The sequence below is a fragment of the Nostoc foliaceum FACHB-393 genome, from assembly GCF_014698505.1.
GTDB classification, from domain to species: Bacteria; Cyanobacteriota; Cyanobacteriia; order Cyanobacteriales; family Nostocaceae; genus Nostoc; species Nostoc foliaceum_A.
In genome coordinates this window covers 1-21740 of the sequence record NZ_JACJTD010000002.1, presented here as the reverse complement: position 1 = coordinate 21740, position 21740 = coordinate 1, and the positions used below count along the sequence as shown (strand labels likewise).

Here is a 21740-nt window from a genome sequence, read left to right as displayed (position 1 = left end):
GTAGAGTGCATTTACCGCAGATTGCTTAGGCGTAGCCCGTCGTAGACATCGCATACCCGCCCCCGTAGGCGAGAGAGATCGCTACGCTCACTGCAAACATCGCAGCTAAAATTATCCAAGCCCCTGGATTTATCCGGGGGCTTTCTGCCCTGATTTTGACTTTCTTTGCTGACTTGCATTTATAGCGTATATCAAAGGAAAATTTTGTATCTTATTGCCAGATTTTTTCGGAATTAATGTCCATAATAAAAGCACTCTACCTCTAATTCAAGAGAGTAAAAAAGCTCTCTAGAGGTTCTTTTAGCGAAAACCGTCTCAATCACGCTTCGACACATTAATGCATAATGTGAGCTATTTGTATAGTGCCTAAATCCTAGTAGGATATTTTCGCAAATCTAAGTAGGAAGATAGATGGAAGTTTCTGGACGCAACATCAATTACCAACTGAATCCTCCTCCGCCTCTTGAAGATTTTCCCGTCCTTCAAACTGAAAAATATATCCTACGCCTGGCATCAACTGAAGAAGAATTAGAATCAATTTTCCAGTTGCGCTTTGAAGTTTTTAATCTTGAACTAGGCTTGGGATTTTCTGCTTCTAACTTTACCCAGATGGATATAGATAAGTTTGATGCGGTTTGCCATCATTTAATCCTGATCTCCAAACAAACGGGTAAAACCATTGGAACTTATCGGATGCAAACCTATACAATGGCTTCTCAAACACTAGGCTTTGATGCTGCCGATATATTTAATCTTAATGCGATTCCCAATTCTGTGCTTCAAGCATCAGTTGAAGTTGGGCGTGCATGTATAGCTAAAGAATACCGCAACAGTCAGGCACTTTTATTACTATGGAAAGGGCTAGCAAATTATCTCATCTGGAGTAGAAACCAATATTTTTTTGGCTGTGCATCATTACTAACACAATGTCCTTCGCAAGCTAGTTGCGCTTATGATTATTTTCAGAAAAATGGTTTGATGCATCCAAGTATTTTGGTTTATCCCAATCCACAATCTTGTCTAGAAATATCTCAAAATTGTCCAGATCCATATAATGTTGAAATTCCTAAAATTTTGCAGGCATACTTGAATATTGGAGCTAAAATATGCAGTATTCCAGCCATTGATAGACACTTTAATACTATTGATTTTTTAACTATATCTAATAGTAAAGATTTTGGTAGATGGCGTTACCAAATATTGTAAAAATTCTCTTTTGTCCTAGCGACGCTCAGTCGCGGCTACAGGAACAAAGTCCGCCTATTGTGCTCTTGCTAGTGCACAACACAGACTGTAAGAATAGGAATACTTGTGATATTTTACCTCCATCTACATCTCATCTGTAAAATTAAGGTCAGTTTTGCCGTATTTGATACAACCTTGTGCAATTGTTTTCAGAGTTAATAGAAGAGAGGTATTTATTGCGAATATTTCAAATCAAATGACTCTTAGTCAAAGCACGTTTGCAATGTCTGATAAACAGGCTCAGAATTACTAGCGATGTCTACAATGGGCGTAGCTATGGCACTTCACCCAGTGCACCTAAATAGATTATTTTAGAAAAATTATTGGACAAACTACTTATGCGCCATCTCAAATTTGCTCCGAGTTGGTTGCGATTTTTAATTATTTTCTTATTGGCAATGGGTATATTGTTTCGGTTTTTTAACCTTGATGGCAAAGTTTTCTGTCATGATGAAATTTATACCTCATTGCGAATTTCTGGTTACACAATTAATCAAGCAAAACAGCAAATTTTTAATAATCGTGTCATTACAGGAGAAAGCTTTGCTCAGTTTCAAGGTGCAAATAAACAAAAAAGCTTAAATGCCACGATTATGACTTTGGCAAAAGAAGATCCTTACCATCCACCGCTTTATTACATAATAGCCAAATTGTGGATGGAAATATTTGGTAATTCGGTGACGGCGATTAGGAGTTTATCTGCCTTCATCAGTTTGCTGGTTTTCCCTTGTGTTTATTGGCTATGCCGAGAATTATTTAATGTACCATTATCGGTTCCTGGTGTAGCGATCGCACTCATGGCAATTTCTCCAATTCACTTGGTTTATGCCCAAGAAGCACAAGAATATATTCTCTGGTTAGTCACCATATTGCTATCCAGTGCGTCTCTGTTGCGAGCAATGCGGCTGGAATCACAAGATAAAAATGAGCATGTGAAAGAACGGCAACGACCAGATTTATTCGCTATTTGGAGCATTTATGCAGTAACTTTAGCTATTAGTCTTTATACATTTCTTTGGAGTGCATTTGTAGCAGTTGCTCACGGAATTTATGTGATGCTCACTGCCAAATTTCAGTTGACTGAAACTGTCAGAACTTATCTTTTAGCATCACTGGTAGGTTTTTTAGCCTTCATGCCTTGGATAACAATTGTAATGGGTGACTTTTTTCAATTTTTGATTTCAGCAGATAAGACAATAACACAGCCAAACTTAACGCCTGTTTTTCCATTTTTGCTGATGCAGTTAAGCAGGATTTTTTTTGATATAGACCTTAGCCCAGATAATTATTTTAACTATTTAATTACACCAACTTTTTTAATTTTGTTAGGATATTCAATTTATTTTCTTTGTCTAACAACTAATTATAAAGTCTGGTTTTTTCTCATCACATTGATTGTAGTGCCAGCACTACCCCTAATACTGTCAAGTGCTGGGGGTATACAATCATCTACTGAAGCATATTTCATACCATCTTATTTAGGAATCCAAGTGACTGTTGCTTACCTACTAGCTACGCAACTATATAATGGGAGCTTGTCACGCCGGAGCATTTGGCACATAATCATGGCATTAGTGATTATTTGTGGTCTAATTTCTTCTAAGGTGAGTTCCCAGGCAGAAACTTGGTGGAATAAGGGTATGAGCTATGGCAATCCACAAGTTGCCCAAATCATCAATCAGACAACTCGCCCACTTTTGATTAGTGATGCTTTGGGCAATAATTATGGGAATGTTTTTTCTCTCAGCTATCTTTTAGAACCAAAAGTCCGTTTTCTGTTGGTAAACAACCAAAAAATTCCTAAAATCCCTGATGGTTTTGCTGATGTATTTTTATTAAATCCTTCAGACACTTGGCATGAAAAAATCGAAAAAAAGTATAAATTAAAGACAGATATTGTTTACAGTGATAAATATTATTCAGTTTGGAAATTGGCTAAATTTACGAAATTACGCCGACGTAATATTCTACCTAATAATAAGTTATCTGCAAGTTTATAGTGTGGTAATGTATATGTTTCATGTATATGGGTGGAAAAAGTATTTACAAAAGTTATAAATTATTAAAATATTTGCTTTTTTAAAAATTTAACAATAACACAATTAAATAAATATTCAACAGATTCTCATCTGAAATTAATTTAAGTGATAGTAAAATGCTTTATATTGCCATTTGACATGAATTTAATGATTAATTTAAAGGTGTTGTATGGAAATAACAGATTTTATACGTCTTTTACATCCAGCGATCGCAGTTATATTCGTCTTCCCACTCATCGGTATAGTGGTTAATTTTGCTTGGCAAACACGCCAACGCAGATTGCAAATTTTATCTGGGAGTAAGAGCAAAATTCCTCCAGTGGTGGGTGGAGAACATAAGGAGTTAGGTGAAAGACTAACAAGTGCAGTTGTCGGATTAAGTTTAATCGGATTAAGCTACCCTATAGGCAAAAATATTATCACAAATCAGTTATGGAATAAAACACCTTTTCAGTTTGCTTTTATTCTGTTAATATTTGCTGCTACTATCGCCTCTTTAGTTTTACTTTATCGGGCAAAGCAGCGAGTATGGCGGGCAATTTTTGCTACGTTAACTGGTGCAGGTTTAGTAATATTAGGTTGTCAGGATGGAGTATATCGTCGCACCAATGAGTGGTATTGGTCACATTATTATATTGGCATTACCGCAGCACTGCTAATGATTTTTTCATTGGCAATTGTTCAAGATATTTATCAAGATAAGTCCAATCGATGGCGCATCGTCCATACGATTTTAAACTGCATTGCTTTGTTGCTATTTATTGGACAAGGTATGACAGGAACGCGAGACTTATTAGAAATTCCCGTGAGTTGGCAAGAACCCTATATTTATCAGTGTGATTTTGCTAATAAAACTTGTCCAACGCCAAATCTCCAAGTCCCAAAGTGAACTCAGGGACTTCCAATAAAAAAATATCCAACTGATAGGGGAGCCAGCGCCTTCCCCAGAGTTATCTGTAGCAAGATGAGGATGTGAAAGCTTCTTCCGTATCAGGTTTTTCGTTCGTGAATTGGTATCAACTGGAAGCCAAAACACGAGAGAATACAGATGTGCGTCCCTATTACAGATAGGTAAAAATCCTGTAATGGAACTAAAAGCCACTACAGGAAAAATTAAAATAATCAAATAATTAGAGAAAACTTATCAGATTTACAACTTGGTTGTTTGTTTATGCAATATTATCTAACAGCCGATCGCGAATTGTTTTGAGTTGGTCTTGAGTCTTAATTGGCTCTCGCGGTGCTGGTAATTCGGTATTAGGCCAGTTAGGTAAATCATTGCACGGGCATAACAACGCCGGCATCCCGACGTTTCGGGCGGCTACTGGCATACTGCAACGGCCACAAGCCACCATATCCCATGCTGGTGTCAACAGTTCAGCAATGGTTTCATGTGTACCCTCTAGGTAACAATCACCCGATTCCGGTGAGAGAATTTTTTGCCAGCACTGTTCAAATTCTTCACTATAGCGATCGCCATCTAGCACCGATAGCGGAGCCTTAGCGAGTCCGCGAGCGTCTTGGGGCAAAAAGCTTGCCTTACCGTTGCCCGTAATCACTTTCTTACCCAACTGAAACCAGTAGGCGAGGTATCTTCTAACTTCTTGTTTGCTTGCCATATTACAATTTTAGATTTTAAATCTTAGATTTTGGAGTAATTTGAATTAATTAAGAATCTTGACTTCTCACTTCTCCTCCGCCTCTATTTGGTAATGGGTAACCAAGGATGCTGAGATTGAGAACATGACCACCAGTAACTAAATAAACAGTATTGCTGAGTACACCTAGCTTGCGCACTAAAGAACCCAAGCGATCGCGGAATGTCCTCCCAAGCGGATAAGCTGGTACCACACCCCAACCCACCTCTTCTGCTACAAACAGCATATCAGCAGCAACCAAATCCACCGTCTCTAATAACTCTGCAAGGATGTTTTCCCAGGTAGATTCGTCTTCTTCTAAGAGATTAGCAACCCAAGTCCCTAAAGAATCGACTAAAAGACAGGTATATGGTTTGGCATCGGCGATGGTAGCAGACAGTTCTACAGGTACAGATAAAGTCACCCAGTCTTGGGGACGGCGTTGTTGGTGTTCTAAAATGCGTTGATGCCATTCTTGGTCATCTGGGTTATCGGTGGCTGTTGCTACGTAAACAACTGCTTTTCCTGACTGCATGGCCAGAGTTTCCGCCCATTCACTTTTACCAGATCGTGCTGGCCCTGTTACTAAGATGATTTTACCCAACGTTGTTACCTGAATATTTTAACAATATGCCTACGGTTGCAATTTATCACCACAGTTTTTTACTTCATCGGTAAAATTTTTAGTTTCAAATAACTTTTAAGGGATAAAATTAGCACCAGCATCATTGATGCCCTAACTGGCAAAAGCCAAAAATCCCAACAACCCCATTTTCAATTATTCAACACCATTGGGGACAGCAAACTTTAGGATGTCTTTATGAACGCAGGCTTAAAACGCATTGAAGCAACTCTACACGATTTAGGGAATCGCGGCACTGCCTCTGCCGCTGAAACAGTTGATACGACGACAAAACGGCCTTTTTCTTTTAGAATCAGCGTCGGAGCCAACGAACCCACAGAAAGTACACAGACTTCATCCTCTCAGGAAGGACAAACAGTTGACTTGGGCGGAGATACTGAGAATGATTATCCTTCTGAACAAAATTTCTTTCCTCAGCATGACTCTGTGCAGACCTTTCAAGCAGAAGAGAATGGTGGCAAAACACCCAGCCTACCCAAGCTGAAAACTCCGACCTTTAGTAGCCATCGTCACGGAGCGAATCCAGCATTGGCGATGAATCTATTGCAAGAAATTCAGGAAACTGTCGCGGGTTGGCAAATAGAACTGCAAAATATTTTGAAGCAAATTCAGGATATTTACTTAGAAGGCCCAATTGTCAATGGCTGGTTAGAATCTAATTCCACCGAGCCAGAACCGGGAGGAACCGCAACACTGCGCCATGCAGAAGTTGATCGCCTGATGAACTACGTAGAAGAAATTTGCGCTACTGGTGGGAAAGTATCTTATCAATCATCTATTACTGGCTACCGCCTTTGTGGCGTGGACGATGCTGGTAAAGTTTGGTCGCGCCCATGTCCAGCAGATCAGGTTCCCAATGTTAGTATGGCGATCGCTCGTTACCAAAAGTTACGTCAACTGCTGGGGCGCAAGCAATCTTTGGAAACCCGCCTGAGTCAACTAGCCCAAACACTTGTAGTTTTACACAGTCATATTCAACAAACGTGAAGTTTTAAAGATTATTTCCGAAGAAACTCGGTTGGTAGGTAGGTAATTTTTGGTTTAGATTAACTCTCAGCAGGTGTGCGTTGGATTTAAGATTTTTATCTAAAATCCCAAATCTCAAATCCAAAATAAAATCTATGCCAGACACCCAAATCTCTGCCATTATCTGTACCCACAATCGAGATACCTATTTAGGGGCTGCAATTGATAGTCTTTTAGCGCAGGATTTTGCTGCTGACTTTGAAATTGTGGTAGTTGATAATGGGTCTAGCGATCGCACCCGTGAGGTTGTAGAACAAAGGGCCCACAATTCGCGCCTGAAGTATGTCTTTGAACCCACCATTGGTTTATCTGTCGCCCGCAACACGGGTGCAAAAGTAGCTAATGGTGATATTCTTGCTTATCTAGATGACGATGCCGTTGCGAGCAAGGGCTGGCTGCAAGTTTTATATTTTGCCTATTACAATAACTCTAAACTAGCGATCGCAGGTGGCAAAGTCACTCTCATCTGGCCCGAGGGAATCCAGCAACCACGGTGGTTATCTCCAGGGCTAGCTGCAAATTTAGGTGCATACGATTTGGGTGACAGTATCATCTATATCGAGCAACCTGGCTTAACACCCAGAGGCTTAAATTACTCCATCCGTCGTGGTTTCCTAGAAGAAATTGGCGGTTTTGATCCTCACCTCGGTCGAGTGGGGAAAAATCTATTATCAAATGAAGAACTGCAAATGACCGAATTTGCCCTAGAGCGCAATTGGCAAGTCGCTTATCTTCCCGAAGCGCTAGTTGCTCACAATGTTGCCCCAGAACGCCTCCAACGCTCCTGGTTTTTAAACCGAGGTTGGTGGCAGGGGATCAGTGAATGCTATAGAGAACAACTCACTGGTAAAGCTGGAATCGCTCAATTGCAGCGAGGTAGCGAACGGTTTGTGCGCGGCTTGTATAAGGCATTGCAATATTTTTCTGACCCAGCAGAACGGTTTGACAAACTTGTATATGCTTACGGTCAGATTGGTTACTTAAATGCTGCTATTCAAGGTCTTTTATCCACATCAAATAAGAAATAAAGAAGAATGGAGAAGTCAGAATTCAGAATTCAGAATGCTTTACTCCTAACTCCTAACTCCTAAATATATGTCATCTAAAATACCAGTTTCTGTTTTAATTCCCGCAAAAAACGAACAAGCAAACTTGCCAGCCTGCCTCGCTAGCCTCGCCAGAGCAGATGAAATATTTGTAGTAGATTCTCAAAGTACCGATAACAGCATTGAAATTGCTAAAAGTCACGGTGTAAATGTCGTGCAATTCAACTTCAATGGACGCTGGCCTAAAAAGAAAAATTGGTCTTTAGATAATCTCCCTTTTCGTAACGAATGGGTGCTGATTGTAGATTGCGATGAGCGCATCACCCCCGAACTTTGGGAAGAAATTGACCAAGCAATTCAAAATGATGAATATACAGGTTATTATCTCAATCGCCGCGTATTTTTCTTAGGAAAATGGATTCGCTATGGTGGCAAATATCCAGATTGGAATCTACGTTTATTTCAGCATAAAAAAGGTCGCTACGAAAACCTACATACAGAAGATATTGCCAATACTGGTGATAACGAAGTTCACGAACACGTGATTTTGCAGGGGAAAGTTGGGTATCTCAAAAATGATATGCTCCACGAGGACTTCCGCGACCTTTATCACTGGTTAGAACGGCACAACCGCTATTCAAACTGGGAAGCCAGCGTTTATTTTAATATTCTCACAGGTAAAGACGATAGCGGTACTATCGGTGCTAATCTATTTGGTGATGCAGTTCAACGCAAGCGCTTTCTGAAAAAAGTGTGGGTACACCTGCCATTTAAACCTATTTTACGGTTTGTTTTATTTTATATTATTCAACGTGGTTTTTTGGATGGCAAAGCCGGATATATCTATGCACGCTTGCTGAGTCAATATGAATATCAAATTGGCGTTAAACTCTACGAATTACGCAACTGTGGTGGTCACTTAAATACTGCAACTACCCCGAAGGAAGGAGCAGGGGAGCAGGGGAGCAGAGGAGTAGAGGGAAAGCTATTGACCATTGACTCCTAACTAAGTGATAAATGACTAAATGACTAATGACTAATGATCAACCTTTTGTAGATTTACGCAAATATGACCAATCTTGGTTTGATCGTGGGCGTCCAGCTTGGTATATTTTGTTATGGTGGCTTATACAAGCGATCGCCTTTCCCCTCACTCCTCAACCGTTAAATATTCTGCGTTGTGCTTTGCTACGACTATTTGGCGCTCGTATCGGTAAAGGTGTATTAATTCGACCCACCGCCCGCTTCACCTACCCTTGGAAAGTTACCATTGGGAATTACAGTTGGATTGGAGATAACGTAGTTTTATACAGCCTCGATCAGATCCACATAGGTGAACACTGCGTAATTTCCCAAAAAAGTTACCTATGTACTGGTAGTCATGATATCCAAGACCCTGCCTTTGGGTTGAAAACAGCGAGTATCACCATTGAGAATGGTGCATGGGTAGCAGCAGATTGTTTTGTTGGGTCGGGGGTGCAAATCGGGGCTAATGCTGTGATTGGCGCTCGTAGTAGTGTTTTTAGTAATATGCCTTCTGGGCAGGTTTGTTGGGGAAGCCCCTGTCGTCCCAAGACAGTTCGGATAAAACTTGATCCCCCAACAACCCCGTAATTTGATGGATAAACGTATTAGGGGCGCACAACTAGCTGTGCGCCCTTAAATTTTCTACATATTTCTCAATTGCATAGAACACAGTCTACTCGTAGAAGCACAGGATTGCTTTCTCTACCGTGTATCGTCGTGTATTGCATTGCATCCAAAAGAGAAGCGCTATAGGTGAATCATCAAGCTAAAATTGCAAGTAGCGTAGGATTACCTACGCCTACACCGAACCTTCAATTTGTAGTGCTCTAACTCAGAGGCTATGTACTTTTTACACACATAGCTGGGCTGATGTTTCCTACCTATAAGCTTTACTTTATAGACGTAGGTATTTCCAGGAAATAGTTTACTTTTAATTCAATCTTTTTGCTTGGATCTAAAAACTTGGCAGAAGATGTGATATACCAAATCAGCCAGAAGATAGTCTAATTAGCAAAAATTATTTGCCATTCCAACGAGTAGGTGATAAAGTGCCGTTTGCCATCCATATTCGTCAACTTGCCAAAGATTTTAAAGGCAAACAAATTCGATAATTTTTAAAATAAATTTAATAAGAGGCAAGTATGAATTTTAACAACAATGAAAACAATGTCATTTTAATAGTTGATGACGCTCCTATTAACTTAGAAGTATTATTCGATTTTTTAGAGTTTTACGGCTTTAAAGTTTTAGTAGCTGAAGATGGAATAACTGCACTTAATATGGCAGAATATGCCTCACCTGACCTGATTTTATTGGATGTATTAATGCCAGGAATCGACGGTTTTGAAACTTGTAGACTTTTGAAAACAAATCCAGCTACTCAAGATATTCCTGTAATATTCATAACTGCCATGACTGACAAGGTGGATAAAATTAAAGGTTTGAATCTTGGGGCAGTAGATTACATAACTAAACCTCTAGAACATAAAGAGGTTTTAGCTAGGGTAAATACCCATTTACGTTTACGAAACCTCACAAAAAAACTCACAGAGCAAAATAAACGTTTAGAGGCGGAAATCTTGGAGCGCCAGCGGGTAGAGGAAAAACTTCGATGTCATTCAGCTGCATTAGACGAGTGGAACAATCGCTATCAAGCACTAATTCAAGCGAGTGGTCAGATTCTCTACGACTGGAACCTGCATACCAATGAGATCAAATATGGTGGCAATGTAGAGGGAATATTAGGTTACTCTATGCCTGAGATGTTAGGAGGTTTAAACCGTTGGCTAGAGTTGATTCATCCTGATGATAGAAACTTCTTTAACGAAGAAATTAACCGCGTTCTATCCACAAAAGAGCGATTCCACCTTGAATTTCTTATATGTCGCAAAGATGGCACTTACATCACAGTTGAAGACAACGGGTATATCTTTTTAGACTCTACAGGCAAGGTTGCTCGAATGGCGGGCTTTGTAATTGATATTACCGAACAGCAAGCTGCGCTACGCGAACGCAAAAACGCAGAACAGAAAATTCGTGAGCAAGCCGCTTTGCTCGATATCACCACAGATGCGATTCTCGTTCAAGATTTGGTTCACAAAATTCAATTTTGGAATAAAGGGGCTGAACATCTCTATGGCTGGATGGCAGAAGAAGCACTGGATAAGGATGCTAATCAGCTTTTATATCAAAAGCAAAAATTTTGCCAACTGAAAAACATTCAGAAAACTCTATTTGAACATGGTTCGTGGCAAGGTGAGTTAAATCAAGTCACAAAACAAGGTAAAGAGATGATTATTGCTAGCCGCTGGACACTAGTAAATGATGATGAAGGGCAAGCCAAATCCATCCTCATTGTCAACTCCGACATCACAGAGAAAAAACAACTCGAAGCGCAGTTTCTCCGGGCCCAGCGGATGGAGAGTCTTGGCACCTTAGCAAGTGGCATCGCCCACGATCTCAACAATGCACTGACACCTATGATGATGACAGTGCAACTTTTGGAGGCAAAACTCCCAGATGAGAAAAGTCAGCAATGGCTAACAATTATGGAAAAAAACGTTAAACGTGCAGCAGATTTAGTTAAACAAGTGCTGTGGTTTTCCCGCGGATCTGTAGGTAATTTTAAAACCTTACAGGTGCGGTATTTAATTTCAGAAATTGAAAATATTGTTAAGCAAACATTTTCCAGAGCTATTGAAATTCGCATCGATGTTCCTCAGCAAAACCTATGGAATATCTTTGGCGATGCTACTCAGCTGCATCAAGTGCTGATGAACATCTGTATTAATGCTCGTGATGCCATGCCTCATGGCGGTATCCTAAAGATTTCTGCGAAGAATTTCTGGATTGATAGCGACTATGCCCGGATGAATATTGATGCTAAGGTGGGTTCTTACGTGATGATTAGCATCTGTGATACAGGTATAGGAATTAAAAGAGAAATAGTAGATAGAATTTTTGAGCCATTTTTCACAACAAAGGAACTAGGTAAAGGCACAGGGCTTGGTCTTTCAACAGTGCTTGGCATTATCAAAAGTCACGGCGGCTTTGTAAATGTAGTTACTGAAGTAGGCAAAGGCACGGAGTTTCAAATTTGCTTACCCGTCACCCAGACGATGGAGATAGACAGTAAATTATGTGGAGATCATGAATTACCAGCAGGGCATGGAGAATTGATTCTAGTTGTTGATGATGAAGATTCAATTAGAGAGATTACTCAAACCTGGTTAGAAAAAAATGCCTATAAAGTTCTATTAGCTAGCGATGGTATTGAGGCGATCGCACTATATACAAAACATCAACCAGAAATTAGTGTGGTCTTGGTTGACATGATGATGCCATCTATGGATGGGCCAACAACTATCAATGTGTTGAAAAAAATTAATCCAGATATCAAAATTATTGGGGTTAGTGGATTAGCCTCCAATCATGAAATGATTAGAATGCTTGGTAATAATGTCAAACTCCTTTTGTCTAAGCCCTACACCTCAAGCGACTTGTTAAGAAATTTACAAATGGTGATTAATACAAAGTAGAGTTTGTCATGAGTCATGAGTTATGAGTTATTAGTTATTTTCCCTCTGCCCCATCCCCTGTTTGTCCAATGCCCTGTTTGGTCAAGCAAAATGGTAAGCAGCAGTGGTAATATGTTTTCATGGCTGCTCTAATCCTTGCTATTGATGAACAAACTATTGGATGAAACGCTGTCAATCAAAATTGCTGAAAGCATAAACAGCAGAGCTAGCACTCCGTTTGATAATGCTTATAAAGCAGCATTATCCACTGAGGGAGCAAGATATATTCAGGGATTTTTAGCTTTTGGCGGAAAGCCATACAGACCGATTGAACACAGTTGGATTGAGATAGGCGACGCCTCGGATGTCCGCATTATCGATCCCACATTACCGCACCTAAACAAAAATCCCCAAGAACTCTGGTATTTTGCAGCACAAAGGCTGACCGTTAAAAAACTGAAAGCCATTATTGAAGAATCGAAAGAAGATTATCCAGAAGATGATCCATTACCAATCTATGGTGATCCACCTTATGAATATTATGGTGATGTGATGTTGGGTGGTCAAGACTATTTAGCAGCATATCAAGCCGCAGAGGCTAAATGCAGAGAAATCAACGAACTCAACCCTGAAAGGAACTAACAAAAGTGTATTAAATAATTCGTAATTTGTAATTACGAATTATTTAATAGGATTTACCATCGCTGCCGAAGTATTCCCTATAGCCACAAATTTTGTCTCCACGCACATCAAAAGAAACTGCTACCCGATTTTTGTAAAGCTGTCCGAACAAAAGCCCCTCATCCCGAAACTCAAAAACAGCTGTCGTTTCATTGCTAGTAACACGGTCTAGACCAGTCAGGTTCAAACCAGGATTGAAGGATTCGAAAACGTACTCAAAAAATTCTCTAGCTCGCTCTTTTCCGACGTTTAAGCCGTGAAATTTTCCCATTGGAAACCAAAGGGTAAAATCTTCTGTGAGCATATCTAACAATGCTTCCCACTCTCCTGTTGCCATACCATGCGTAAGATTATCAAATGCTTGCCGAGCAACTTTTAAAGTATTTTCTGAATCTTGTATCATTCTCACCCCCCACTGGATATAAACTAATACGGTGTTACTTAAAACCTCACCACTACTTTGCCACAATTATGACCACTGAGAAGATATTCTACAGCGTCGGGTATTGATTCTATGCCTTGAAACTGGGTTGGGTCAACGGCAACTTTGAGTTTGTCTGTGTAGAACAGGTTTAAAAGGCGATCGCGTGCCTCTGCCATATGTTCTTTATAATGAGGCATGAGAAAGCCTCTCACAGAAGCAGCTTTCCAAAATAGCTGGTGATAAATTCGTGGTTGTGTAATTTGCTCTACATCAATTGCGTATTCGGATATGAAACCTACTACTATTAACCGTCCTCGCACTGCCAAGTTTTCAACGCAGGTATCAAAAACTTGTTTACCTACACAGTCGAAAATTAAATTAACCCCATTGGGGTATTCTTGCTTGAGGACTTGATTGAGGTTTTCTGTGCGATAGTTGATAATGCGATCGCACCCTAATTCCCTTAGTAACTTTGCCTTCGCCTCAGAACTACAAGTACCAATAACATGATTCCCAGCTAGCTTTGCCAATTGCACTGCAATATGACCAGTTCCCCCGGCGGCAGCTGTAACTAAAACCACTTCATTACTTTTCATCTCCCCCACTTGTTCCAATGCAACTAAAGCTGATACACCTGTAGGCATTAGTGTTAGCAACTCTGGCGTTGCTTCCCGCACCTTCACTACTAAGTTTGCATCGATAACCTGATATTCTCGATAGCCGCCACCACGGACGGTAGTTACTACAGCATCACCTATTTGAAAATCTTTAACATTTTCACCCACAGCAACAACTTTTCCCACTGCTTCCACACCCAAATCAAAGGGAGGAATCAAGTTAACATAGGGAACCACCCCATGACAAAGTAATGTGTCAAAGCCACCGTTAACGCCAGCAAACTTGTTTTGAATTAAAAGTTGACTAGACGCAGGCTGAGGAATAGGAATTTCGACAATTTCAATGGCAGATTTAAAATCTTGATTAAGTTGCTTTGCTATTAACTTTTTGTAAACTATTGCGTTCATTTACCCATCTTAATTTAAGAAATATAAATGTAGGGTGCGTTATACTTTCAGCTAACGCACCATCAACAATCTAAAGTGCATTACACTCAGCTTATAAAGCTTTATCCCACTCTAGTTGATGAGCTAAACCATACTTAATAAAATCTTCTACTTTAGCTTTATCGCTTTTACCAAAAACGCCTAAGCTATAAGGATTATCTTGCATACGTTTTGTGACTTGCTCTTTTTCAAATCGGATAACTTCCTCTATAGATTTATCCGGTTTAAAAAAGTCTACAACCAAGACAGTTCTATCATAATTGGTATAATTATGCGGGCAGTGTGGATAGCTGTGATCTAAAACCAGGAATTTTCCTTCATGCCAATAAAGTTGCTCATGGCATATTTTCATAGCCACATCTCCCTCTGGGACGATTAATCCTAAATAGCCACGGTTCATGTGAGGGTTATAATTTACATGTAGCTTTATATCCAAGCCTGGATGGAATGTTCCGAAATACACATTTCTAATGATTCCATCATCGCTAAAGTTGACTTTTTCTATTACTTTAGCCAAATTCGGGAAGTATTTCTCTCTTAATATAAGTGCTTTTTGTGATGCATCATCTGACCCATAATCAGGATATTGTATTTGATGCGCCTGAATATATTTTTCAATAAACATACCTTGAAATAAAATACCAAAAGCACTGTATTTTGCATCACCCTTGGTTTTAATTGTTTGACTTTTAGGCCCCAAAATCTCATAAGTTAACTTTAACTCTTCATCAGATGCATTATTAATAAAGCGTGTAAACTCATCTCTAATCACTTGCCAGTTCTCTTCAAAACTTTTGAGAAAAGTAAAATTTTTTGGGTCTATATGATACTCATTAAAAGTTTCCATTGTCTTTTCTCCTGAAGATGATTTCATAAAAAACCGTTATATAATAATGGGATTTGGTCTTCGCCCCAATTCGATGTTGGAATTCCTGACTAAACTCATTTTAGTGTGAGGTCTACTGTGTCTGAAACTCCCGTATTAGATAAAATTATCAAAAATGTGCGGGTAGTTCGTCCCCATCAGGATGCAATCGAACTACTTGATTTAGGCATTAAGGATGGAAAATTTGCTCAGATTGCCCCTAATATTAGCCCAGACACAGCTAAAGAGGTATTTGATGGCAAAAATCTGCTCGGCTTTCCTGGGGTCGTGGATGCCCACATGCACATTGGTATCTATCAACCTCTGGACAAAGATGCTGTGACTGAAAGCAAAGCAGCCGCAATGGGAGGCGTGACTACCAGCCTGAATTACATCCGTACAGGGCAGTATTATCTCAACAAAGGCGGCTCCTACCGGGATTTTTTTCCAGAGGTATTGGCGTTATCCGCAGGTAATTTTTTTGTAGATTACAGTTATCACATCGCACCTATAGCCAGCCAGCATATCGACGAAATACCTCTATTGTTTGAAGAACACGGTGTCTCTTCGTTTAAAATTTTCATGTTTTATGGCGGTTATGGCTTGCATGGTTTGTCAGACCAGCAAAACCTCTTCTTGATGATTAATAAAGAGGAACGGTACGACTTCGCCCATTTTGAATTTATTATGCGTGGTCTAACTCGCTTGATGGAAAAACATCCAGAAGCGCGAGATACTATCAGCTTGAGTTTGCACTGCGAAGTTGCAGAAATTCTCAACGCCTACACCAAAATAGTTGAAAACGATTCTAGTCTTAGCGGATTACATGCTTACAGTGCAGCGCGTCCGCCTCATTCTGAAGGTTTAGCAATTTGCATTGCTTCTTATTTGGCGCATGAGACTAACTGTGCAAATATCAATTTGTTGCACCTGAGTTCGCGTAAAGCAATGGAAGCAGCTTTGACTATGCAGACTGCTTTTCCTCATATCAACTTTCGGCGAGAAGTTACTGTTGGACATTTGTTATTAGATGTTGATACTCCCAATTCAATTTGGGCAAAAGTCAACCCTCCTATTCGTCCCCGTGCCGATGTGGAATACTTATGGCAAGCAGTACTAAACAATCAAGTAGATTGGATAGTTAGTGACCACGCTTGCTGTTCTGCTGAACAAAAAAGAAGTGCTAAAGACCCGAATAATATTTGGTTAGCAAAGTCTGGTTTTGGCGGTACGGAATATTTACTTTCGGGTGTATTTAGTGAAGGTAGCAAGCGGGGGATGTCCTACAATCACATGGCTAAATTGCTATCTTGGAACCCATCGCGGCGTTTTGGTTTGTTAGAAAAAGGTGATATTGCTATTGGTTATGATGCTGATTTAGTGTTGGTAAATCCAAATGAAACCTTTGTGGTACATGCTGCTGAGTCGGAGTCACAACAAGGTTATACACCCTTTGAAGGAGCCGAGTTAACCGGACGGGTGAAGAGTACCTTTTTGCGGGGAAATCTGATTTATAACAAAGGACAAGTTCTAGGTTCACCTACTGGACGTTATTTAAAACGCTCCCACTATTCGTAAGCACACAATGATTGACGTGAAAAATACTTTAGAAGACTCCGGTTTTTTATGATCGCTTAACATTTAATATAGTTTCTACTAGGGGAATACTGTTTCTGTCTACCCTGTAGCAACTTCCGTCTTTCCTGTAAGAGCTTCTGCCTTCACGTTTCCGTGTTACGCGCAGTCTGTAGCAACTTCCGTCTTCACTGTAAGAGCTTCCGTCTTCACATTTCCGTGTTACGCGCAGGCTGTAGCAACTTCTGCCTTCCCTGTAGCAACTTCCGTCTTCACGTTTCCGTGTTACGCGCAGGCTGTAGCAACTTCTGCCTTCATGTTTCCATGTTACGCGCAGACGGTCGCTACATTTTGATCTAAAATTATTTGCGATCGTCTAGCATGACATCAAAGTGTTTAACTGTAGTTTCTGGTTTTATAAGATATTCTTTATCTCTAGGAAGAAATCTGACTTTTTCAATATCGTTACCAGCAAACTTGCGAATTGCATCCCGTGATTCCCAGTAAGAGATAACAGTAAATTCTGTATTATTTCCATCTGTGCGGCGAAGTACTTGCACTCCCAAATTACCAGGAATTGACTCAATTTTTTTAATTCCAGCTTCTACCAAATAAACATAGTATTCATCTGCTTTTGATGTTAGGGTTGTACCATGCCAAATACGTGCTATTACTTTCTTGGATTGGGTAGCAGCAGTATTATTTGGCATAGGTTGTGCTGAAACTGTAAGAATTTCAACTCGTGCAAAAGAAGCCAGTGGCAAAATCAAAGCTGAAACCGTCAATCCACAAAGAATACCAAAAAAATTACTTGGTGTAATCATTAGGTATCTCCAGGTGCGTATGACAGGACTGTTGCAACTTGTGATAAATCTCTATCAACTCTAACAAAGAATAAACCGCCATCATCACTGATATGCCTGGGAAGAGTACTAAAGCTAGGACAATACCAATAATGATCTTTTACGATTCGATAATCTCCTACATCACAATACCCCGTTAAGCAATACCCCTCTTCGTTGTATGGTTGTATCATTTGATATTTATTATCAAAATGCGGCAAGATGGTGAGCAACCATACTCCACCTCCGTTAATATCTTTCCTTAGCCACTTCTTATTTGCTTGCACAAACTGAACTGTATCTGCCTTGCCCCAAGGTAGTAATTTACTATCCAATGCTGGGATGAAGTCACGTAGTCGAGCATCTGGATGATCGTTTAGTGCATATTTATATTTGAGAGAGCCGTTTTCCATCCAGAGGATTTCCGTTTCCTCATCACCCAGAACTTTCCAAGGGCCTACTTTGACTCCTGCGGGGATAAAAGAGTAGCTATGCTTGCTTAACTGCCACTCCCCCACTTGGATTGCACCCCTAAGCACGAAAATCTCCAAATCAGAATTAAAGAAGCCAGACGGTGCTTCAAACTGCCGTGGTATTACAACTCTTGAGGTTGATGCACCACTGTCATGCCAAGTAAGTAATCGACGGCTTCCAGCTACTACATTCTCTGGCAGTTCACTAACTCTCCACCCTTGCTTTTCTAGTACAGTATTTGTGTCAAAGAATTGGTACTGACGAGGTAGGTATTCTTTAGCGATCGCGGTGCGCCTTCCTGATAGGTTCATGCGCCCTCTACCGTCTCCACCCCAATCCTCTTTTACAGATGCTACATGCAAAAAGTCGTCAGCCTCTTGTTCACGTGCAGAATTTTTTTTATTTTCCATGTTATTTAGAACTCACACAGCCAATCTTAAAAACGTATGGGGCACTAACACAGTAAATCATCTTTACAACAATGTAAATGAATTTTTAATGCTGATTGAATTAACTCATATTTTTTCTTAATATTTTTTCTGACAACTTACTCTTTAACATTTTAAATAAGTGTATTATCTAGAAAATCCATTACTATCTGCGATATTTCTTCAGGCAATTGGTTCATCATACAGATTGTCCCGCCTTCAATTTCAACTACCTTACTATGAGGAATTGCTTTGGAAACAAAATATCTATTTTCTACCTTGGCTAAACCAAGTCTGTCAAAGATTTTCATATCTTCAGTTCCCCACATAATCAAGGTGGGAGATTTGATCGACTGAAATCTTGTTGGTGCATCCAGACAGTAGTTTTGTACAGCCCAGATAGCATATAAAGGATAGCCAGAGCTTTTTAAATCGTCTAAAACCCAACGTTGATTTAATTCTGGAGAGCCTACATATTGGGCGCGGGCTGACCATCTTTCCATGAGATGAGAGCCATCTGCTTTTATTTTAAAACCATCCGAAAATCTCTTTGATAACGCTTCTTTTCCTTCTTCATCGAAGCCAAAAGCATTACATAATATAAGTTTATCTATTCTTTGGGGATATGCTACTGCCACTTCTCCGGCAACAAAAGCACCCGTATGATTTCCTAAAATACTTGTACTGGAAATACCTAATTCATCCAAAAGCGCAATGACAGTTTTCGCATAGTCTTGGATAGAGTAAAGTCTTGGAGGTTTATCAGAATCACCTAATCCTAAAAAGTCCATAGCAATGACACGCCTTGTCTGAGCAAGAATAGACATTAACTCTATAAATTCGTCACTGCTTCTGGGATTTTGATGTAGTAAAAGCAGAGGTTCTCCTTCACCACCAATCCGGTAAAGAATTTGTCCGTCTTCGGTGTCTAAAAAGGCTCGTTTGATTGGTTTATTCATATCATGCTTATAAATTTTAGTGTGAATTAATTGATGCTAAGACAAAATATTGATGAGGGCACAACAATGTTGTGCCCCTACTGCGTATTGCTACTTCATGCTTTTTATTTTTGATTAGGGCAATAAAGAGTATGAGTAATTTTTGACTTTTTATCTTTTTTGTGCTGCGTTCTGTAACCATTCAATTAGGGGTCTTAAAGTTCCTGGCAATGCTGCTTCACTCACAGTCACGGTATGCTGCCTGCCGTTATCTTCTACTGTTAACTTATACTGAAAGCGATCGCTCTGAGGATTTGGCGAGGTAATGTGTTCAGGTAGCCTAAATAAATCAGCAGCTTCCACCAGTCGGGGAAGTGTGCTGGCTTCGTTTGGTGGGAGAGTGTCTGTATCAACGGTTGTTTTCTTGGTAATCCCAGCAAAGCCACCCGTGCGTTCAAAGGATATCCGCATTTTTTTTGCTCTCCGTTGTGCTATTTAGTTGGGATAAATACAAAGACTGGGAGACGATAGTTCTCACCTCCCACTTTAGCAACAACAAACAACAGATTTATCAGTCCTGAGTGTTGAGTGAGGGATTAGAAGGTATTGACCATTTATTTCTAACTCCTCACTCACAACTCATAACTCCTAGATAACTCCTACCTTTTGCCAAGCATTCTGCACAGCTTTTTGCTCATGACTGTCATTACCATAGAGTTCGCCAGCAATTTGAATGGTGACGTTGGCAGCTTTTTTAAAATCTGCTTTGGCACGCAAGCGATCGCGTAAGGCTATGTACCAAATTTTACCAACTTTTTCCCAGGCATAGCCACCAATCTCAACAGCAGCTAGATAAAAGGCATGGTTAGGGATTCCTGAGTTGATATGCACCCCAGCATTATCTTCAACACCTGTATATTTATCTTTCATATGGGCTGGTTGGGGATCTTTACCCAGTACTGGGTCATCGTATGCTGTTCCTGGTGCTTTCATTGAGCGGAGGGCAACACCTTTGACAGTCGGTACTAAAAGACCTTCGCCAATCAGCCAATCTGCCTCTTGTGCTGTCTGATTTTTGGTCTTTTGTTTCACCAAGCAACCGAAGACATCAGAAAACGATTCATTCAGTGCCCCAGGTTCGCCATAATACTGTAATCCCGCTTCATACTGAGTTATCCCATGAGCTAACTCATGTCCAATCACATCAATGGATTTTGTGAAGCGTTGAAACATTTCTCCATCGCCATCACCATAAACCATTTGGTCGCCATTCCAAAAGGCGTTGTCATATTTGACGCCATAATGGACGGTGGAGTCTAAACGCAGCCCCTTGTCATCAATCGAATTGCGATCGAATATCTCATAAAACAAGTCATAAGTAGCACCAGCAGCATCGTAGGCTTCATTCACTGCTACGTCGCTGCTTGGTGGATCTCCTTCACCTCGCACCAATGTGCCAGGTAGTTGCTGCCCATTTTTTGCATCGTAGATGGTGCGGCGCTTTTCACCCGGAGAAGGTGCAAATGATACAGTACCTATGACATCTCTCCGTCCACGAAGCTGTGCCGAAACATTTAATGTATGAAAAGCCCAACTCCGCTGTTGGGGGTTGCCATTCACCACGACATTTTCCAGCATGTGGGGCGGGATAATACAACAAATAGGGCATCTAGAGTCAAATGGATGCTCATATTTAAACCCGGCTGATTTCTTTTTATTTCGAGCCATCCAAGATATTCTCCTTTTGAAACTAAGTGATGGCAAACAGTGGGTTGAACTCCACTTTTGAAACGAGCAGAGAAATGAATCTAAATCGCGTGTCCCTGGTTTCTTTATGAATAAAATTTTCTACTCTGTATTTTCGGATAGGTCTGTGGAGGATTGATAGTACCCTCACGGGTACTTTCTGATTTGGAAATATTGCATAGAAACATAAAGCAAGCTTAATTACCGCAAGTTTCAGCCAAAAACCTTGCGTCAGTTAGCAAGACCTCCTTCACAGACCTAATGCGTTTATATATTAGTTCTGATCAAGAGAAATAATGTTATTTATTGCTGTTTTGTTACTATCAAGCTGTTAATGCTATAAATACCTATTAGAGACAGGTAAATCCCAAATCCAGGCATCAAAACCTAAAATTTTTATGAAGTGTGATGCGTAAAACCCTCGGTTTCCAACCGGGGGATATAAGCGAATATGCCAAATAAATTTGGCTATCTTATGTGAGAAGTGTTAACATAAGATAGTGGTTAACTGGTCGACACCATG

General features: G+C 40.2%; 21 protein-coding genes. 10 read left to right on the top strand and 11 right to left on the bottom strand.

What is annotated here, in order from left to right:
- Window positions 1-11: 11 nt before the first annotated feature.
- The gene (locus tag H6G92_RS01870) at window positions 12-179 is read right to left on the bottom strand and encodes a hypothetical protein (protein ID WP_190890172.1); all 168 of its coding nucleotides are present in this window, start codon (window positions 177-179) and stop codon (window positions 12-14) included.
- A 232-nt stretch (window positions 180-411) separates the two neighbouring features.
- Between H6G92_RS01870 and H6G92_RS01865 the strand changes: the two genes are divergently transcribed.
- From H6G92_RS01865 to H6G92_RS01855, 3 genes are all read left to right on the top strand, one after another.
- On the top strand, window positions 412-1206 hold the full coding sequence (locus tag H6G92_RS01865; RefSeq protein ID WP_190890171.1) for a GNAT family N-acetyltransferase: 795 nt from the start codon (window positions 412-414) through the stop codon (window positions 1204-1206).
- Window positions 1207-1583: 377 nt separating this feature from the next.
- Complete coding sequence (locus H6G92_RS01860) at window positions 1584-3245, top strand: glycosyltransferase family 39 protein (protein WP_190890169.1); 1662 nt, start codon at window positions 1584-1586, stop codon at window positions 3243-3245.
- A gap of 208 nt (window positions 3246-3453) precedes the next feature.
- On the top strand, window positions 3454-4173 hold the full coding sequence (locus H6G92_RS01855; protein ID WP_190890167.1) for a DUF4079 domain-containing protein: 720 nt from the start codon (window positions 3454-3456) through the stop codon (window positions 4171-4173).
- Between the two features lie 280 nt (window positions 4174-4453).
- Here the strand turns inward: H6G92_RS01855 and H6G92_RS01850 are convergent, their stop codons facing one another.
- Complete coding sequence (locus tag H6G92_RS01850) at window positions 4454-4903, bottom strand: hypothetical protein (protein ID WP_190890165.1); 450 nt, start codon at window positions 4901-4903, stop codon at window positions 4454-4456.
- A gap of 49 nt (window positions 4904-4952) precedes the next feature.
- Window positions 4953-5525: a bifunctional adenosylcobinamide kinase/adenosylcobinamide-phosphate guanylyltransferase gene (cobU, locus tag H6G92_RS01845; protein ID WP_190890162.1), complete on the bottom strand. Its 573-nt coding sequence runs from the start codon at window positions 5523-5525 to the stop codon at window positions 4953-4955.
- 216 nt (window positions 5526-5741) lie between these two features.
- Between cobU and H6G92_RS01840 the strand changes: the two genes are divergently transcribed.
- The 6 genes from H6G92_RS01840 to H6G92_RS01815 all read left to right on the top strand — a co-directional run bounded on the left by H6G92_RS01840 (window position 5742) and on the right by H6G92_RS01815 (window position 12822).
- Complete coding sequence (locus H6G92_RS01840; protein WP_190890160.1) at window positions 5742-6551, top strand: hypothetical protein; 810 nt, start codon at window positions 5742-5744, stop codon at window positions 6549-6551.
- A 134-nt stretch (window positions 6552-6685) separates the two neighbouring features.
- A complete protein-coding gene (locus H6G92_RS01835) occupies window positions 6686-7618 on the top strand; it encodes a glycosyltransferase (protein WP_190890157.1) in 933 nt (310 codons plus the stop codon).
- Between the two features lie 67 nt (window positions 7619-7685).
- Entirely contained in the window at window positions 7686-8642 is a 957-nt protein-coding gene (locus tag H6G92_RS01830) for a glycosyltransferase family 2 protein (RefSeq protein WP_190890155.1), read from the top strand.
- 26 nt (window positions 8643-8668) lie between these two features.
- Window positions 8669-9250, top strand: coding sequence for a hormogonium polysaccharide biosynthesis acetyltransferase HpsU (gene hpsU / locus H6G92_RS01825; RefSeq protein ID WP_190890153.1), 582 nt, complete (start codon window positions 8669-8671; stop codon window positions 9248-9250).
- A gap of 554 nt (window positions 9251-9804) precedes the next feature.
- Window positions 9805-12201: a hybrid sensor histidine kinase/response regulator gene (locus H6G92_RS01820; RefSeq protein WP_190890150.1), complete on the top strand. Its 2397-nt coding sequence runs from the start codon at window positions 9805-9807 to the stop codon at window positions 12199-12201.
- 144 nt (window positions 12202-12345) lie between these two features.
- On the top strand, window positions 12346-12822 hold the full coding sequence (locus H6G92_RS01815) for a hypothetical protein (protein ID WP_190890148.1): 477 nt from the start codon (window positions 12346-12348) through the stop codon (window positions 12820-12822).
- Between the two features lie 43 nt (window positions 12823-12865).
- Here the strand turns inward: H6G92_RS01815 and H6G92_RS01810 are convergent, their stop codons facing one another.
- From H6G92_RS01810 to H6G92_RS01800, 3 genes are all read right to left on the bottom strand, one after another.
- Window positions 12866-13264 (bottom strand): nuclear transport factor 2 family protein, encoded by a 399-nt coding sequence (locus H6G92_RS01810; RefSeq protein ID WP_190890146.1) that lies wholly within the window; start codon window positions 13262-13264, stop codon window positions 12866-12868.
- Window positions 13265-13302: 38 nt separating this feature from the next.
- Window positions 13303-14310, bottom strand: a complete 1008-nt coding sequence (locus H6G92_RS01805; RefSeq protein ID WP_190890143.1) for a zinc-binding dehydrogenase — start codon at window positions 14308-14310, stop codon at window positions 13303-13305.
- A 91-nt stretch (window positions 14311-14401) separates the two neighbouring features.
- On the bottom strand, window positions 14402-15196 hold the full coding sequence (locus H6G92_RS01800; RefSeq protein ID WP_190890142.1) for an aspartyl/asparaginyl beta-hydroxylase domain-containing protein: 795 nt from the start codon (window positions 15194-15196) through the stop codon (window positions 14402-14404).
- 117 nt (window positions 15197-15313) lie between these two features.
- Here H6G92_RS01800 and H6G92_RS01795 point away from each other — a divergent pair, with 117 nt between their 5' ends.
- Window positions 15314-16792, top strand: coding sequence for an amidohydrolase family protein (locus H6G92_RS01795; RefSeq protein ID WP_190890141.1), 1479 nt, complete (start codon window positions 15314-15316; stop codon window positions 16790-16792).
- 359 nt (window positions 16793-17151) lie between these two features.
- Here the strand turns inward: H6G92_RS01795 and H6G92_RS01790 are convergent, their stop codons facing one another.
- From H6G92_RS01790 to H6G92_RS01770, 5 genes are all read right to left on the bottom strand, one after another.
- On the bottom strand, window positions 17152-17613 hold the full coding sequence (locus H6G92_RS01790) for an antibiotic biosynthesis monooxygenase family protein (protein ID WP_190890140.1): 462 nt from the start codon (window positions 17611-17613) through the stop codon (window positions 17152-17154).
- Entirely contained in the window at window positions 17613-18515 is a 903-nt protein-coding gene (locus tag H6G92_RS01785) for a DUF4437 domain-containing protein (RefSeq protein WP_190890139.1), read from the bottom strand. Before H6G92_RS01785 ends, H6G92_RS01790 begins: the two co-directional genes overlap by 1 nt.
- A gap of 152 nt (window positions 18516-18667) precedes the next feature.
- Entirely contained in the window at window positions 18668-19492 is an 825-nt protein-coding gene (locus H6G92_RS01780) for an alpha/beta fold hydrolase (RefSeq protein WP_190890138.1), read from the bottom strand.
- A gap of 150 nt (window positions 19493-19642) precedes the next feature.
- Entirely contained in the window at window positions 19643-19942 is a 300-nt protein-coding gene (locus H6G92_RS01775) for a protealysin inhibitor emfourin (RefSeq protein ID WP_190890136.1), read from the bottom strand.
- A gap of 177 nt (window positions 19943-20119) precedes the next feature.
- Window positions 20120-21199 (bottom strand): M4 family metallopeptidase, encoded by a 1080-nt coding sequence (locus H6G92_RS01770; RefSeq protein ID WP_190890133.1) that lies wholly within the window; start codon window positions 21197-21199, stop codon window positions 20120-20122.
- Window positions 21200-21740: the final 541 nt, after the last annotated feature.